The sequence below is a fragment of the Paenibacillus sp. NPDC101420 genome (assembly GCF_050277435.1).
Classification (GTDB): Bacteria; Bacillota; Bacilli; order Paenibacillales; family Paenibacillaceae; genus Paenibacillus_AQ.
This window is the reverse complement of the sequence record NZ_JBNNSE010000003.1, coordinates 102862-120629: the sequence shown is the minus strand read 5'-3', so window position 1 is coordinate 120629 and position 17768 is coordinate 102862. Positions and strand designations below refer to the sequence as shown.

The following is a 17768-nucleotide window of genomic DNA, read 5'->3' as shown; positions in this document are numbered from 1 at the left end:
GATGAAGGCACAGCATTACAACCCAAGAGTACGGATCGTAAAAGAGGAACTTCTATCGGATAACTGGTACACCTTAAAGAAGATCACATTCAAGTATGAAAAAGAAAATGGACAATGGGAGACACAATCCCGTGAAGTGTATGACCGAGGCAACGGAGCGACCATTCTACTCTATAATCGACACAAACAAACCATCGTACTTACGAGACAATTCCGAATGCCTACTTATCTAAACGGCAATGTGACTGGAATGCTTATCGAAACCTGCGCGGGGCTACTCGATAAAGAAACACCAGAAGAAAGTATTCTGAGGGAAACGGAGGAAGAGACGGGGTACCGTATCGACCGAGTGCAGAAAGTTGGCGAGGTCTATATGTCACCAGGATCTGTTACCGAAACCCTTCACTTCTTTGTAGCTGAGTATAGTGATGTCATGACAAAAGGTCCGGGCGGGGGACTTGAGGAGGAACAGGAAAATATTGAAGTAGTGGAACTTCCGTTTGCTCAAGCGCTTGACATGGTCCAAAGCGGCGAGATTCGTGATGCTAAGACGGTACTGCTGCTCCAATACGCTCAGATCCAAGGTCTCTTAAAGGTAAAATCGAAACCGCTGCATATCCTTATCGCTGGCCCATATCGTTCTGGAACCAATGATGATCCAGTATTAATCGAGGAAAATGTCAAATACATGAATAAAATTGCTCTTCAAGTTTACGAGGCTGGGCATATGCCAGTGCTGGGGGAGTGGTATGCTTTGCCTCTTATTGCTACAGCCGGTTCCACTAATCTAGGAGACGACGTTTTCAACCGGATTTTCCATCCTTCTTCCATTCGCCTGCTTAATTACTGTGATGCCGTGCTTCGAGTTGGAGGATCATCTCAGGGTGCCGATGAAATGGTACAGGTTGCGCAAGAGAAAGGATTGTTGATTTACGAACGGCTGGATGAACTTCCGTTATTGTGATAATAAGCATTTTTTTCTGTCTGATGATGCACTCTTGATTTAAGTCAATGCCCGCCATACTACTCCTAATTACAATGAAAATAAAAAGTCCTTTAGGAGGCTATCTATGGCTATCTCAGAAAAAGATCTATCGAATCAGCGAAAGTCCGCTTTAACTGCTGGAATCTCACTTATTATCATGACCCTTGCCTCATTTTTTTCGTATGGCTTTGTCCATGGGAATCTTGTTGTTCAGGGCGATGCCAGCGTCACATTCAATAACCTTGTGTCATCCACTAACCTTTTCAAAGGTGAAATTTTGGGTTGGATCATCATTATGATTACTGACATCCTGGTCGCCTGGGCGTTTTATGTGTTTCTAGAACCGATTAACCAAAAGCTATCATTACTCGGCGCCTGGCTTCGTCTAACCTATTCCGCTATATTGGGAGTCTCTATACTTAACTTGATAGTTGTGCTGCTGCTCACGGGAAATACAATCGACTTTTCCTCATTAAAAATCGAACAGACTCAAGCATTTATAATGTTATTTCTGGATGCATTTCAATTGATTTGGTCTATGGGATTGGTCGTTTTTGGCGGGCATCTGTTAATTGTGGGATATGTGGCTTTAAAATTTGGCATCATCCCTAAAGTAATCGGCATCTTATTGCTGCTTGCTTCAATAGGTTATATGATCATTCATCTAAGCAAAATATTTCTCCCACAATACGAAGGGGTCATTACAATATTAAATTATATTTTTACTATTCCTATGATTGTAGGAGAACTAGGCTTTGGGATATGGCTGCTGCTTAGAGGAGGAAAACTCCACAAAACTGTATGACTTTCTTTTTAGTTATTACTGGAATGAACCCGCTTCTTGATTCTACTTAATGACTCTGGTGTCATCCCCAGATAGCTGGCCAATTGATGCTGAGGTACGCGAGTGAGTAAGTGAGGTCTTTTTCGCAACAAAGCTTTGTAACGTTCTTCAGGATTGGAAGCGATAAATGAAGTTAATTCGTCCTGTACCTCACCTAAGTTTTCCTCTACCATTTTGCGGATCATCGTTTCCAATTGCGAGTGTTTGTGAAGCATGTCTTGTTCCGCATTAAGTTCACCAACCACCAATGTGCTATCTTCTAGACAGGTTAAGGTGTACGCAGAGGGCTTACTTTCTTGATGCCGATTAAAAATCGAAGCCGCTTGCTCTTCTGTGTAGAAATTAGATGTGACTTCTTTTCCCGATTCATCTATCGAGTACTGCCTAACACAACCTTTTAGCACGAAAAAACATTTTGTGGGAACATCTCCTTGTCTAAGGAGCACTGTCCCCTTTTTAAATTCCTCTATAAGGATACCCTCAACAATATCCTGCTGATCCTCTTCGTTAAGAGATGTAAATTTACTCATATACTTATACAATATATTTTTCATCTCTCTCTCCAATCTTCCGAAGTTAATGGCCCGCTTATGATGCGCTTGAAGCTATTTATGCTCCCGTGAGGGAGTCTCTTTCCTAATTATACTAGCTCATACTAAAACAAATGCAACCTCTCAACTCTTCATACGCCGCACAGCTGTGTCCACTAGTGAGCCTCATATTCGGAAGATCCCCAAAACAAGGAGGCCCAACAGCCATTTCATGACTGTTGGGCCTCCCTTATCCTGTAACTTACTTGTTCGCTAAGAAAGCATCGATTTGCGCTTGCAGCTCAGCTTGGATTTTATCAATGCCAGCTGATTTCAGCTGTTTGTTCAAATCTGCAAGGCCTTTGTCGATATCTTTAATTACGCCGTACTCAAGCGGAATGGCATAGCGGAGCATTACATTGCCCACATTGGCAATTTCCGTCTTCACTTTGCTATTGTCGAATACAAAGGTTTCAAGGGTATAGTGGTAGACGTTAGCTTCCCAGCCCTTAGCCAGATCGTTAGCTTCTTGAGGGAATGCTTCATTGTCAAGGTTGAGTGGCGAGTTGAAGTTCCAATTAGAGAAGCCGGTAAAGTTCGGATTTTTGTCGAGTGCTTTATATTTGGTGTCGCCAACCGGTTCATAGTGCACGCCACTAATTCCGTACATCATCAGGTCGTGCAGTTCTTTATCGTTTTGCATCAGATCGATCAGCATCAAGGAACGTTCTACATTTTTAGAAGTCGCATGAATCGACGTACCGTTTTGTGTAGAAATCGCCACTGATTTTTTCTTCCCTTGGTTAATATCAGCCAACGCTACTTCATAAGGAGAATTTTCTTGGCGCATTAAAGCCATGAGTGCTCCAAGTGTTCCGTTATTATGCGTAATCGAGGCGGTTTTACCTGCTTTAAAATCCGCCTGATGATCATTTTTACTGTTCAGAACGTTTTTCGACCAAGCATTGTTATCAGCGAGATCTTTGTAATACACGAGTAGATCTTTGAACTCTTGCGTTTCATAGACGTTAAAGACTTTACCTGTTTCATCGGTCAATTTGAAGGCAAATGGAAGATCTAGATCAAACATATTCCATTCGTTTTGCTGCTTCAATAATACACGGTCCAAGTTATGATATTTCCAGTCTCCCGTTTCCGGAGTGAACGGTGTAATTCCTTTTTCCTTTTCTGCTATCGTCTTCAAATAAGTAGCATATGCTTCCGGGCTGTTGATTTCGGGAAGATTGTATTTCTTACGCAAATCTTCACGATAGAGAATCAGCTTTTCAACAGATTCCCCTCTGTTTTGTGGAACCATGTACAGTTTGCCGTTTACTTTTGCCTGATCCCAGCTCACATCTGACATAGCTTCCTTAGTTTTTGGCATATATTTGGTAATTAGCTCATCGGTTAATTCTAGAAATCCGCCTTTCAGTGCCTGATCATTATAACCAGCCCAGTTTGCCGAATAGATGAGATCAAAATCTTCATTTGCCGCCAGCTTCAGTGGATATTTTTGAGCCCAGTCAGACCAGTCCAAGAACTCGCCCTCAAGGGTCGCATTAATTTTTTCTTTCAGTTTCTTATTAATTTCAGCAAAAACACTATCATAGTCTATCGGTTTAGGCCCAACGAAGATCATTTTCAGCTTTACTTCTTTAGAGGTGTCTATGGTATCTGAAGTTTCGGCTGCATTCGTTGCACTCGCTGTTTCTGTAGGCTCACTTGTTACCTCAGCGGCATTATTGGTAGCCTTAGCGGGTGTATTGGCGTTGTTGTTGCCACCACCACATGCGCTCAAAATCATTACGAAGGTTAAAACGAGTGCGAGCATAATGAATCTATTTTTTCTCAGCATTTCAAGCCTTCCCCCTTGTATTAATTATATTGATAAACCGGATTTCCCCGGGTTCATCCTTTTACAGCGCCAATCGTCAAGCCTTGAACGAAATATCTCTGAACGAATGGATAAGCGAGCAGAATCGGACCTGTAGCTACAACCGTCATTGCCATCTTCAAGCTCTCGCTTGGGATCGATGTGGTTACGACTGCTCCTGCACCCATCATGGCTTTTCGCATGCCATCCATATTGCCAAGCATTTTGTACAAATAATATTGAAGCGGCATCAGCTTCTCATCGGAAATAAATAGAAGGGCATTGTACCAGTCGTTCCAATAGGCAAGAGCCAGAAACAAACCAATAGTCGCTAGCGCCGGCTTAGAGAGAGGCAGGATTAGACGAGCGTAGATCTTAAAATCGCCTGCACCGTCAATTTTAGCCGATTCTACGATTGCTTCCGGAATGCTGCCCATAAACGACTTCATAACAATGATGTAGAAGACGTTGAGCATCATCGGAATCACTAAAGCCAGCAATGTATCTTTGATATGGAGGTAATTGACCATAAGCAGATACCAAGGAACCAGACCGCCGTTAAATAAAGTTGTAAAGAAAAAGAAGAATGAAAATTTATTACGCCATTTAAAATCTTTTCTGGATAGCGCATAAGCTGTCATCGAAGTCAGAAACAAACCAAACAGTGTGCCTATTATAGTAACGCCTATGGTCACCATATAGGCTTGAATCATCTGGTCGGGATACTTAAACAAAATGCTGTAGGCTTCTGTTGAGAAGGCCGTAGGTATAAATTGATAGCCATCTGTTAATATTTTTGACTCTTCCGTCAGCGATGAAGATACGACAAGTATAAACGGGAATATACATAAAATTGCGAGAAAGATTAGGGATACATAACCAATACCCGAGAATATTTTACGATCGAGCTGCTTCATATCGTTACCTCCATTATGAAAACTGTACCTCTGATGCGGTTAGAATAAGGCGCGGTCTTTATCGTATTTGCGAACAGCATAGTTCACAGTCATGATCGTTGCAAAGCCAAGAACGGACTGGAAAACGCCAGCCGCAGCCGACATGCCGATATCATTCGAAGTAATCAGCGATCTGAACACGAAAGTATCGATAACGTCCGTCGAAGAGAACAACAAACCGTTATTGCCGATCATGTTATAAAACATCCCGAAATCACCGCGGAAAATATTCCCGACCGCCAGCAGCACCAAAATAATAATCGTCGGGTAAAGATTTGGAATCGTCACTTTCCGGATCCGCTGAAAAATATTGGCGCCATCGATTTCAGCTGCCTCATACTGTTCAGTATCTATGCCCGTAATCGCGGCCAAGTACATTACTGTTCCGTATCCAAGGCCTTTCCAGGCGGAAACGAGAACTAGGATATACGGCCAGTAGGCAGGCGTATTGTAAATATCAATAGGTTCTAGCCCGAGCCCTCTAAGGAGTGCGTTCACAGTACCAATATCATAATTGAGCAGGTTATAGGCAATCGCGCCGACAACTACCCATGAAATAAAGTAGGGAAGAAACAACGCCGATTGCGTAATTTTGCGGAACCATTTGCCACCGACCTCAAACAACATAATGGCTGCAAAAATTTGCAAAGAGTTATTTACAACGATGAATGCAATATTGTACAATGCTGTATTCCGTGTTACCCGCCAGGCATCTCCTGATTCAAAGAAAAAGCGGAAGTTATCGAGCCCGTTCCAGGCACTTCCAAAAATACCGCCCGCGTAATCATAATGCTTGAAGGCAATAATAATGCCCGCCATTGGGACATAGGCAAACAAAAGAAAAAAAGCAACCGCCGGAGCCAGCATCAGCAACAGAACCCTATAGTTTTTTAAATCGCTCCAAAATGTATGCCCTTTCATCTTTGCACCCCTTTCTTCTCTATATCTCTCATTATAAAAGGACGGCGGCGGTGAGATAATTCAGCGAAACAACTAAACATAATACTAATTCAACGATTCATAAACAATTTCGATAAAAAAGAAGCCCTGTTCCATATAGAACATGGGCCTCCTCAATAAGTAATCGATTCAGATTTTATTTTTCTTCCGGTACTCGCCGGGCGACATGCCCATATATTGCTTGAACTGCCTATTGAAATAAATAATATTTTTATATCCGGCTTGTTCCGCAATCTCGTATACTTTCTTCGTAGGATCCTCGAGCAGCTCGCATACCCGCTTCATACGCAATTCACTTAGAAAATCGCTGAAGAGACTATTGGTTTCGACTTTGAACAGATGCCCCAGATAGTTAGGGGTAAAGTCGAAATGTGCGGCGACCTCGTTTAGCGTTATTTTTTGATCTAATCTTTCTTTCACATACTCCGTAATTTCATCAATTAACTTGCGCTTTTGCCTTTGGCGTTTCAAATAAAGCAGCTCCGACAGTTCAAAGAATCTTCTTCTCAGCCACGAAAGGATATCATGCACCGTTTCAAACTGAAACAGCACAAAAGGATGATGAGAATCCCAATTCAAAATCTCGTACAAATGCTCATTCATTTGCTGCAGATCAGCATGAAGCTTAGAGGTAATCCGGATAATGATATCGTAGATGTCGTTTTTCTGGGAGATCGGGCTGTCTCCGGCAAATAGCTGAAGCAAGCAATCATCAATAGTGGTAAGGTCGTAGTCGAGCATAGCTTTAAGCATACGATCCACAATAACCTCTAAGTCCGAAGCCATCTTTTCCTTTGGAGACCATTCCGAGGCATCTTGGATCAACCTATTCTTCCCTACGATCCATTTAATGCTTAGCGCGGCCTGCGCCTGCCGATAGGAATCATGTAGCTTGACCGGGTCGGTTGTGTACATTCCTCTTCCGATCGTAATCGAACAGGAGAACTCCTGATAGAACGCCCGAATCAACTCTTCCAGCAAAGCTGTAAAATATTGTTCCTGAACCGCAGCAAGGATCACAAAGTGATAGTCATAAGTCGTAATCACCATGCCCAAATTTTGATCCTGAGCAAACTTTCGGATAAACTGATTGGCAGTGCTGCTCCATAAACTCCGCTCTTCTTCCGTCCAGGTTTGGATTTTTCGCGCCATGTCGTCGATCTCAATGATGGCAACCGCTGATGCACCTTGTAAGTATGGCGTGAGAACGTTATGAATGTGCGTTTCAACCTGTCCCGGTGCAGCCTCATTAAACCAACGCAGCAGTAGCTCCTGATTAACAAGCGTCAGCGTTTCCGACAAGGAAGTACGCTGCGTCCTCTCTTTCTCAATCTTTGTGCAGAGTTCGGTCAGCGTCTCGTTCAGCTCGTCATCATCCACAGGCTTAAGCAAATAACTGTATGCGTTCAATTGAATCGCTTCCTTGGCATAATTGAAATCCTGGTGTCCGCTAATAAATAGAATATGGACCTCTGGGTTAATCTCCTTCGCTTTCCGTGCAAATTCCACGCCTGACATAATCGGCATACCGATATCAGAGAGAATGATATCAACAGGGTGCTGCTCCATCATTTTCAGAGCGGCAAACCCGCTTGTTGCCGTTCTCACGCTATGTAAAGGCAAATGATCACTGCCGGCTACACGCCGTCTAAGCCATTCCAAATCGATTACTTCATCATCCACCAACAGAACATTGATCTCCATCGCCATACTCCTCACTCCCCCATCACTTCCCTGATCTCTGCATTTTCCACCGGTAAAATAATTTGAACTGTCGTTCCCGCTCCAAAATAGCTACCGATTTGAATGCCGAAATCGCTACCGTATCGCAGTTTAATTCGTTCTTCCACGTTTCTCAGACCGTAGCTGCCTGGTTGATATGCGCTTGATCGCATGTTTTGAAGTGTCTCCGGCCGCATGCCGATCCCGTTATCAATGACCTTGAGTTCGATGCGGTCACCCAGCCGCTTTCCAGTAATACGAATCGCAATAGTCTCCCCGAACCAGGCGTGCTTGAATATATTCTCCACAAACGGTTGTAAAATCAGCTTAATAATAGGCACCTGTAAAATTTCCGGATCGATATCATAATAAACCTCAAAGGCGTCCGCATACTTCACTCTCTGAATTTCCAGATACATCCTCACCTGCTCCAGCTCATTTTCAAGGGAGATATATACATGCCCATCGTTTAATGTGAGTCGATAAAATTTGGAGAGACCTTGTACCATCTGCGTAACCTTCTCCACTTCCCCCAAATTGGCCAAACTGCCGATGGTCGACAGTGTATTGTACAAGAAATGCGGACTGATCTGGGCTTGAAGCACATCCAGCTCCGCTTGCTTTTTCTGAATGCCCTGCACATAAACGTTCCGGATGAGTTCCTGAATGCTGGTCGCCATTTGGTTGAAGCTATTAGCGATATAGACAAATTCATCGTTCCCTGGAAATCCGATTCTTTTATAAAAATTACCCTCCTGAAAAGATCGAACCAAATACACAATCCGCTTGATCTTCTTGCCAGATATACGTGCAACTAGAAAACCGATAATGGCCATCACCAAAAAACTGATGGAACAAACGGTACTAATCACCTTCCGCATTCTACTAGCATCTTTGTTCAAATAAGAGTGAGGTACGCGCGCCTCAATGACATAGCTTGATACCGGAATATCTTCACTAATAATTAAATAATCATCTTGTTTCGTATCTTCAGCAGCAACACCTTGTTCATACAAAGTCATTCCTGTAGCCCTATCCAACAGACGAAGTTCAATCCCCTGTTCAATCGGAAAAGTATCAAAATTACCAAATAGCTCATCAATCCTCGCCGTAACGCGAATATATCCGATAATCGCAGGTGCTGCCTTGGAAGAAACGAGCTTACGGAAATATGAAATATTACCTAGCTCACGGTCGGTATCCGCTTGAAGCCACAAACTATCTTGATTATTCGCAACAATCGACTTAAACCACTCCGTATTCTCAATCACCTGATCAGAAAGAACATAATAATCACTTCGACCGATAGGTGTCGACATATCATCACCAGTAATTTCAAGCATCGTCTCATTGACCGTAAAAAGCGCAAGTCTCAGCTTGTTCCCATACAGTTGCAGAGGGGCCTTCATATAAGGAACGATATCATCTCTCATTTTGAGCATATTTTCCAAAGGATCTCCCCTGAACTGAAGGGCATTCTGAAAATTCGTATTTAGAAACAGCGAGTTGGTCATTCGTTTGATTTCATCTGTCTGGTATTCGATGTTGTTCCTCGTCTGCTTTAATGCGGTCCGGACATTCGTTTCCGCCATTTCAGTCCTGGACTCTACGAGCATTGTATAGGCTATATAGCCAACCAGCACATCTGTCAGCAATACAAGAATGAGATACGGAATCATCATCTTGTATGTGAATGGAATATACTTTTTACTAGACAGTTTCCTCTCCATGCGCATGCTCCCTTATATACGTATCAATACGACTGCTATTTTGACCCATTTTACAATGAAAAGAAAGCGGTTACTATATCTTGTATTTGGAAACTTCGCTTTAGAGTAGCACTCTGTTCTCCAAAATATTTTTCAAGCTGATATGCGATTTGGAAGGTCCGAACTTTATAAGATGATCTTGAAATTCAGCAAGCGCCTCAATCGTTGAGGTCTGTACCTTAATGAGATAATTATATTCTCCACTAATGCGGAACAAATCGGTAACTTCCATAGCATCGTTGCAAAAATCGGTAAGCTCTTGGCAATGTTCTGTTTTGATTAGAATAAAAGTAGTCGTACCCCGGTTCAGATCCCGCAAATTAAAAGCTGTATGATACCCCGATATGATGTTCCTTTCCTCCAACTTAATGATTCTTTCTTTAACGGATGGTTGTGACATCGAAACCTCTTTGCTGATTTGTGAAATGGGCATTCGAGCATTGTACTGCAATAATTGCATAATCTTTTTATCAATATCATCCATAAGATGTTCCATATCAAGCGCCTCCTAGCTCTTTTTAATAAATAAACCCATTCAACTAAAATACCTTATATTCAACAACCATGTCAGGATAAAACACTTATCTTATATATGTATCTCCTATTTTAATCCAACTATAATAAATAGTACATTAGATATAGGAGTGATTAATAATGAGCGTAAAAGGTCTTGCACATATAGCGATTCAAGCCAAAGATTATAAAGCAACAATTTCATTTTACATTGACGCCTTAGGATTTAAGTTAGGTCATCATTGGAGTCTGCCCTCCTTTCAAATCAAAGAAGCTTCAATGCTTATTTCACCTGATCAAAGAACTTGCATAGAGATTTTTGATAACGATGCAGTCATTGCCGCCCAAGGGAAAAAAGCCTTGTCTGAAGAGGATATAGCTCACGGAGCACTCTTACATTTCGCCTTCTATGTGGATAATGTAGATGAAATGTACCAAAAAGCCCTTGCTCATGGAGCAAAGGCTTTTATAGAACCAGATTCGCTTTCTCTTGGTGAACCGCCTCTTCTGATCAAGAACGCGATCGTTCACAGCCCCAATGGGGAAGTTATCGAATTTCTTGAAGAGGTTGATTTTGATATGTCTAATTACACTACTTCATATAAAGATGCATCCAAGGCTTGAATAAAGCCCGACCAATCGCCTGTCGTGTATAGCAGAAGCCGATGCATCGCGCGCGTACAAGCTGTATAAAAGAGTTTACGTTCGCTCTCCCGATGATAAGTCTGTGTAGAAGCATCGTAGATTAGCACGGCGTCGAATTCTACGCCCTTAGCAAGATACGCAGGAATAATTAGCGTTCCCTTCTCAAAGGTGAGCGTCTCCTTCGTAACAAGCCGCAGATTCTCGCCCCCCTGTGCGAGTAATGCTTCATAGGCTTCGCGGCTTTCCGCAGCAGTCTTAGTAATAACGGCGATGGAGTCGAGACCTTCGGCCATAAGCGCCGCAAGCTCCTCTTTTATCCGTACCGCCCGCTCCACCTTATTGCTAGCCTTCAATAGGTGCGGCTTCTTGCCGCCCCTGTCAAAAGGCACGATCTCTTCATTAGGTAGCAGCGCCTTCGTAAACTCCACAATCTCGCGAGTCGAACGATAGCTTCGGATTAAACGAAATAGATTCGTTTCCTCTTCACCATAAAGCCGGATCAAAGGAGAATCTACCTCTTGCAGATTCGTCGCTTGCGGGAATATCGCTTGACTGAAATCGCCGAGTACTGTCATGCTGGCGCGGGGAAACAATTGCTTGAGGAACGCGAATTGGAACGGCGAATAATCCTGTCCTTCATCAATAAATAAATGTCGCACCATTGTATTCGTACGAGAACCCTCGATAAGCTCTTTTAAATATAAGAATGGGGTCTCATCTTCATAAAACAGTTCGATAAGGCTCAACTTTTCCTTCGTCTGCTTACAAATTTCTGACCATTGGTCAGGCACTTCGGTCTCACCCGTCATTTTCTGATAAGTGGCTTCATCCCTAAATAACTGCTCGTATAATCCAATCGTATCTATGAATTTCAACCGTTTGGCATCCCGTCTTAGCGGTTTGAAGTGCTCCTTCACGATCATACGACGCAGTAACTCATCTTCCTGTGAGCTAAAGTCAAAGACATTCTCTTCCCCGTCCTTCTGAGTACGAAAATCGCCATAGATTTCAAGATACTGCTCTGTAAAATCGAAGACAGCTTCCTCTCGCCGGTACTTCTTAAGCACCTCACTGTAAGCTTCGGCATATTGATCGTTGTCGAGGTAATCGACTTCATCTTGAACCCAGGGCGCTTCCATTTCCTGACGCTCTAGCTTAGTCAGCTCACGCAGCAGCCATTCACGTAGTAAAGCAACGCGATTAGCCAATCGTATAGAGCTGTCGTAGCTGTAAAATTGCGACTTCATTTGCTCCGCAGTAATCAACTCGCGGTCCCGGAAACGGATACTGTGGAACAGCATACCTTCTTTGCCTAACCATAACGCGTAGCTTTGAAGAGCATGCAGGAAAGCCTCAGAAGCCTTATATTGCATCCCCGTTAACCGTGCTTCATACCCCTGCGAGGATTGTGACGTCAGTACATATTCAATCTGCTCGAAGGGGTCCTCCAAATTCATCGTGGATCCGAGCCAATAGGCAAGGTACTCCTGAAAGGTCGTTTGCTGCATATTCTCTTCGCCGAGCTCAGGGAGCACCGTCGATACATAACTGTTAAACATCGGATTTGGCGAAAAAAGAACGATCTGATCTGCCTTGAGCCTATCGCGGTGTTTGTATAATAAATACGCTACCCGTTGCAGCGCTGCAGACGTTTTTCCGCTGCCAGCCGCTCCTTGCACAATAAGCATACGGCTTTTGTCATTGCGGATGATGGCGTTCTGTTCCTTCTGGATGGTCGCCACAATGCTCTTCATTTGTGAATCTGCGCCTTTGCCAAGCACCTGCTGAAGCAATTCGTCCCCGATCGTTAAGCTCGTATCGAACACGTTCTGGAGCTGACCGTAACGGATCTGATATTGCCGCTTCAGCATCATCTCACCTGTAATCTGTCCTCCCGGCGTTTCGTAAGTAGATGGCCCTGGGGAATGATCATAATACATGCTTGCAATAGGCGTTCGCCAGTCATACACCAGAAAGTCCACACCGTCTGCATCAACGAAAGAAGCCACTCCGATATAAATTTTCTCACTCAAGCCCAAACCATCTTCTTGAAAATCCATTCGCCCAAAATAGGGAGATGGCAGTAGCCGTTTCATATTCTTAAAACGCTGCACCCGCTGCCGGTGGCTGCGCTCCCGCTCCGACAACAACGCTTCTTGCTGCTTTATACTGTAGAAGGTCTCTTCGAAATCTTCGTCTGTGCTCGTATTGACCGTGACTTCTTCCCAAAACCGCTTGCGAATGTCCACCACTTGATCACGTAGCCCAGTCACTTCTGGCTCTAGTTCTGCGATTCTTGATTGCAGCTTTTCCGTAACCAAATCAAGCCGATCTTGTTCTTGCTGCCAATCCATTACATTTACCATCTTCACGAACACGCTCCTTTTCATTCTTGTTATAAAGAAGCAAAAATTAAAATTTGACAAACTGTTAATCCACATGGTATTATAATAGTGTAGATAAGATGTTAGACTTATGTGTAAATTCGTGAAATCAACAGTGATTATTTTATAATATCACGATCTTTCTTTGCATGCAAATTATTTATATAAGTAAGAAGAACCAGCAGACTCTGCTGGTTCTTCTTTTTTTTGAATGCCAAGCTTGGGCACATATAGAGAATAGACAAAAAGACCGTCCTAAGGACGGTCTTTTTTCTTACTACAGTAAGTTTACTATTTAGTTTACAGCAGATTCATAATGATGGTTACTGCCTCTGCTCTTGTTGCCGTCTCATTTGGTGCAAATACATTGCCGTTACGCCCGCTCACAATGCCTGATTTCTTCACGGCTGCAACCGCATCCTTTGCCCATGCAGGAATTTGGCTATCATCAGCAAAGCCTGTTGATGCCGCCGTTGTTAAATCTCCCCCTGCTGCTCTAGAGATCATAACTGCTAGCTCCGAACGTGTTATGCTCGCTGCCGGACGGAAGGTAACATCCTCATAGCCGCGTATAATCTTCGCCTCTAAAGCTTGTGCAATGGACTTCTCAGCCCAAGCAGGGATTGTATCTGTGAAGCCCAATTCCACACCGTTTCCTGTTGGCTTCAGCGCATTCATCAGCATCACCGCAAATTCAGCGCGTGTCACCGCACCATTCGGTTTGAACGTTCCGTCGGTATAACCCTTGACGATCCCTTCGCTCACCGCTTTCTTAATATTAGCCTGTGCCCAATGTCCCGAGATATCGCTAAATTGAGCCTCTGTTGTCGGTTCAGTAGATGCATTGGTTACCGGTAATCCAGTCGCTTGATCCACTACGAGTACAGCAAACTTCGTAAAGTGATCCACATCTGCAGCAATGCGATTTCCATCTATTTTGCCGCCATTAACTTTCACCCAGCTCTTCTTCACTTCATCATAATAAAAGATCGCTACAGTCTGGCCGCTCTTCACTTGTCCTGAATCGAACACAAAGGTTAGCGTGACCGGTTTACTAAAGTTCTCCGCGAAGTTTTTTAGAATCTCATAGATCGGGCTTACGAGAATCTCATGATTGCTGAGAAGACTCTCTGTTTGGAGTACTTTCTCAATTGTTAATGTCAGTTGCTTGCCTGAAGCATTAGCCGGAATAGAAATCACAAGCCCATTATCCAGTCTGACTTCACCGGATTGACCTGCAGGAAGCGTCAGTTTCCCATTGGAGGAGATAACCGGAAGTACGACATTAGAGGTACTACCACCATCATTACCACCGTTTCCATTACCATCAGAACCGTTATCTTGCGCAGCTCTCGTTATTGTTGCTGTGTATCTCGTACCTGTGCCATCTTGGGCAATTACGAATAACTCCAATCGGTTACTACCTACTTCAAGGGGAAGCTCTACGCTTGTTGCCCCACTTGCCAAACTTATCGGACCGGCCACAAGTGTATTGGCACTATTGTATATACTCACTGTCAAGGTACCATAGACAGCATCGCTGGCCGTTGCCGTCACTGTGAAGTTAGATAAAGAATACGGTACACTCGCTGTATAGTCGTATACACTTCCGCTCACTGTTTGATCCAATGTTATGCCGCTCAAATCCAAGCTATTCAAGCTTGCACTAGAGCTTAATGTTGTAAACGTAATCTCTTGTCCGTAGCTTACTCCGGTTGCATTCACTGCGTAGGCACGTACATGATAGGTAGATCCAGATTGAAGTCCTGCAAGACTTACTGAAAAGGCTCCTCTTCCACCTGATTCAGCTATAACTTTACCATCCTCAATGGTCGGATTGGCACTAGTAGAATATACGATTCCTCGCTCTGTAACCTTAGCGCCACCGTCCGAAGTGATATTTCCTCCAACCGTAGCTGTCATAGAAGTGATATTTTGTACTTCTGCATCCGTATCAACAATAGCAGGTTCCTCAATACCTTTGACAAAGCTTAGATAGAAATCATCAATCGATCCCCATGCGCCGCCGTCTGCTTTGATGTTAGCTCCGATTGTAAGGGTTCCATCGGTAACGAGAATATACTGGATCTCAGGATTATTCCACTGTGCCCATCCTTTCACACCGGTGTTTACTTTTATTTCCTTACCATCCGTTACAGCAAATAGATTCATATTGGGGTTGGCAGCATCTCCCCCTTGAATAAACATCGAAAGATTATAATATCCCGGCTTCAGACCATAAATAGTCTGCTCTACTCTAAAATCCACTGCTTTCGCAGAGTAGAAATGTAGTGAATAGTTGCCTGTTTTGGCATCTGTAACTTTATTTTGGTAGTCTGTATGTGGAGCATTAACGTCAGCATAGGTGATTTTCCACATGCTTCTATCGCTATTTTCAAAGCCTGCGTTGATGATAAAGTTCTCTTTTTTAATAACTAGAAGAGCCTTTACCACCTGACCGCCTTCCGTCGTTCCACCAATCACATAGCTGCCCGCACCCTTGCTAATGGCTTGCTCAAGCGCAACTTGATCCCAAACCACTGACATCTTGCCGGAACTTCCATCATTGTAAGTAACACTTACGTCTGTTGGCAGATGGATTGGTTCCCCAGCAATCGCCGTTATCGAAACATCCTTAATTTCATCTACAGCAATAGGGGCCACTGCGCCTGTATTTACATATTTGAACACATTCAGCGAGGCAAGCGGATGTCCGTTAAAATCAAACAAAGCCTGGTTATCAACGGCACTTCCGCCATACCATTCCCCTGCATCATCAGGGTCATATTCCTTCGCGTAGCTGGATGCCCAACCGGAACCGTACTGTTCCCATATCAACTTATTCTGCTCCAGATTGTCTTTCGGACCTACCGGAAGCCAAGCAGGCTCCCAATAAAACACGCCAATTCCCGCTTTACCCACATTCGCAACCGCTTCGATCACGTCTCTAACTGAGTTAGCCTGACCTTGAACGCTGATAGGATAGTTTAAAGTTTGACCTGAGCTTTGCGGCGCTGTATTTCCGTGTCCATCCCCGTCTTCTGCGGTATATGCGTAAGAGGTTTCAGCTACCATTACTTTTTTACCATAAGTATCAGCTACTTGCTTCAACACGGATGTCAAATTGCTTAATGTACCATGCCAGAATGGATAATAAGAACTTGCAAACACATCATAGTCCACATTGTTATCTTGCAAATTCTTCGCTATAGTGGCATATCTGCCTGCCGACTCCGGATTTGTAAAATGCAGAGCAACCAGAATATTAGGATCGATCTCCCGAATGGCTTTGCTTCCCTCACTGAACAATTGGCTCATCTTCGTCCAATTAGATTCACCAACGAATTGTCCATTCGTTTCATTGCCTACCTGAACCATGCCAATATCAATACCTGCATCAAGCAGGGCTTGCAGGCTTACTTTGGTATATTCGTAAAGTGCGGTCTTCTTATCTTCGAAACTCAGATTGGCCCATGCCTTAGGCGTATGCTGCTTGGCCGGATCGGCCCAAAAGTCGGAATAATGAAAATCCACTAGCAGCTTCATGCCGTTTGCGGTCGCCCTTTTCCCAATTTCAATCGCGGTGGCCAGATCATTATTGCCACCACCATAACCTTTTCCAGCTGTATCAAAAGGATCATTCCATATCCGTACCCGAACGTAATTAACCCCGGCTTCATGTACGGTTGTAAAAATATCCTGCACTTCTCCGTTTTCATTGTAAAACTCGACTCCGCTATTCTCTAAAGAAATAATACTGGAGATATCCACGCCTTTAATAAAATCAGGCTGGAGTCCTTCCACCTTCTTTACAAAAATATCCGCCGGCACCGGCTGGGTCGTATCCGTACTCAACTGTTTCAACTCAAAGCTGTCCAGAAATCCATATGCGCTTGGAGCGCCGCTTATGTTCGCACCAACCTCAAGACTCGGGGTATCCTGCTTCAAGATAAATTTCAGGGTGAGCGTTCCCCAAGCATTATAGCCAGTGGTAGCAACAGCGGATGCCTTCTCGTCACCCGCAAACAATTCAACATTCCCCGTCTCATTGTCAGTACCGCCCATCGACTTGACTGAGAGCTCATAACTTCCCGCAGGGAGGTTCGTTATAGTCTGCTTAAGCGAGATGGTCTGGTTTCCAGTAGCGACTTTGTTAATCCAATATTTGAAAGCATGAGCTCCTTCATCTGGATTTAGCCAAGTATCATCGGCATATGCAAAATGCTTAATTTCTACTTGATTCCAATCTGACGTATCGACACTCCATGATCCATCTTCCCAGAAATTGTCCTCAAAACCGCCATTTACTATTAAAGAACTGTTCGAATCTGCAGCCAAAGCACTCCTCATGTTGAATGAGAATGAACTTAACAGCAATAACACTGCTAAAAATGCAGAGATACCCTTTTGATTAACTCTCACGTTCTGATCACCTTCCATTCTAAATTTTCAGATGCATATGTGTGCGTCCTAAGCTATGTAAGCACTTACAAATCAATATACCAATAGTTAAAATATTTAGTAACGGATGAAAAGATAACATTTTGTATGCTTAAGCAAGCTTTATAGGCTTTAATCTTCGTT

General features: G+C 43.5%; 12 protein-coding genes. 3 read left to right on the top strand and 9 right to left on the bottom strand.

From position 1 onward, the window contains the following. The first annotated feature begins 1 nt into the window (after position 1). Both nudK and ACQKMP_RS15795 read left to right on the top strand, forming a co-directional pair. Entirely contained in the window at positions 2-964 is a 963-nt protein-coding gene (gene nudK / locus ACQKMP_RS15800) for a GDP-mannose pyrophosphatase NudK (RefSeq protein ID WP_427469849.1), read from the top strand. Positions 965-1070: 106 nt separating this feature from the next. After that, positions 1071-1790 (top strand): DUF4386 domain-containing protein, encoded by a 720-nt coding sequence (locus ACQKMP_RS15795; protein WP_427469848.1) that lies wholly within the window; start codon positions 1071-1073, stop codon positions 1788-1790. An 8-nt stretch (positions 1791-1798) separates the two neighbouring features. On the opposite strand, the gene ACQKMP_RS15790 is transcribed toward ACQKMP_RS15795, so the two are convergent. The 7 genes from ACQKMP_RS15790 to ACQKMP_RS15760 form a co-directional block, all read right to left on the bottom strand. Next, positions 1799-2383 (bottom strand): Crp/Fnr family transcriptional regulator, encoded by a 585-nt coding sequence (locus ACQKMP_RS15790; protein ID WP_339244089.1) that lies wholly within the window; start codon positions 2381-2383, stop codon positions 1799-1801. Between the two features lie 238 nt (positions 2384-2621). Next, positions 2622-4217: an ABC transporter substrate-binding protein gene (locus ACQKMP_RS15785; RefSeq protein ID WP_427469845.1), complete on the bottom strand. Its 1596-nt coding sequence runs from the start codon at positions 4215-4217 to the stop codon at positions 2622-2624. Positions 4218-4270: 53 nt separating this feature from the next. Then, positions 4271-5152: a carbohydrate ABC transporter permease gene (locus ACQKMP_RS15780; RefSeq protein WP_076285013.1), complete on the bottom strand. Its 882-nt coding sequence runs from the start codon at positions 5150-5152 to the stop codon at positions 4271-4273. A 39-nt stretch (positions 5153-5191) separates the two neighbouring features. Next, entirely contained in the window at positions 5192-6112 is a 921-nt protein-coding gene (locus ACQKMP_RS15775; RefSeq protein WP_042192982.1) for an ABC transporter permease, read from the bottom strand. Between the two features lie 168 nt (positions 6113-6280). Next, positions 6281-7861 (bottom strand): response regulator, encoded by a 1581-nt coding sequence (locus ACQKMP_RS15770; protein WP_305953466.1) that lies wholly within the window; start codon positions 7859-7861, stop codon positions 6281-6283. Positions 7862-7866: 5 nt separating this feature from the next. Beyond that, entirely contained in the window at positions 7867-9603 is a 1737-nt protein-coding gene (locus ACQKMP_RS15765) for a sensor histidine kinase (RefSeq protein ID WP_427469842.1), read from the bottom strand. 100 nt (positions 9604-9703) lie between these two features. After that, positions 9704-10138, bottom strand: a complete 435-nt coding sequence (locus ACQKMP_RS15760) for an Lrp/AsnC family transcriptional regulator (protein WP_076285015.1) — start codon at positions 10136-10138, stop codon at positions 9704-9706. Positions 10139-10296: 158 nt separating this feature from the next. On the opposite strand from ACQKMP_RS15760, the gene ACQKMP_RS15755 reads away from it, so the two are divergent. After that, positions 10297-10779, top strand: coding sequence for a VOC family protein (locus ACQKMP_RS15755; RefSeq protein WP_339799509.1), 483 nt, complete (start codon positions 10297-10299; stop codon positions 10777-10779). Here the strand turns inward: ACQKMP_RS15755 and helD are convergent. Beyond that, on the bottom strand, positions 10743-13166 hold the full coding sequence (gene helD / locus ACQKMP_RS15750; RefSeq protein ID WP_427470270.1) for an RNA polymerase recycling motor HelD: 2424 nt from the start codon (positions 13164-13166) through the stop codon (positions 10743-10745). The two genes, ACQKMP_RS15755 and helD, sit on opposite strands and share 37 nt — an antisense overlap. A gap of 318 nt (positions 13167-13484) precedes the next feature. Then, positions 13485-17534, bottom strand: a complete 4050-nt coding sequence (locus ACQKMP_RS15745) for a glycosyl hydrolase 53 family protein (protein WP_427470268.1) — start codon at positions 17532-17534, stop codon at positions 13485-13487. Positions 17535-17768: the final 234 nt, after the last annotated feature.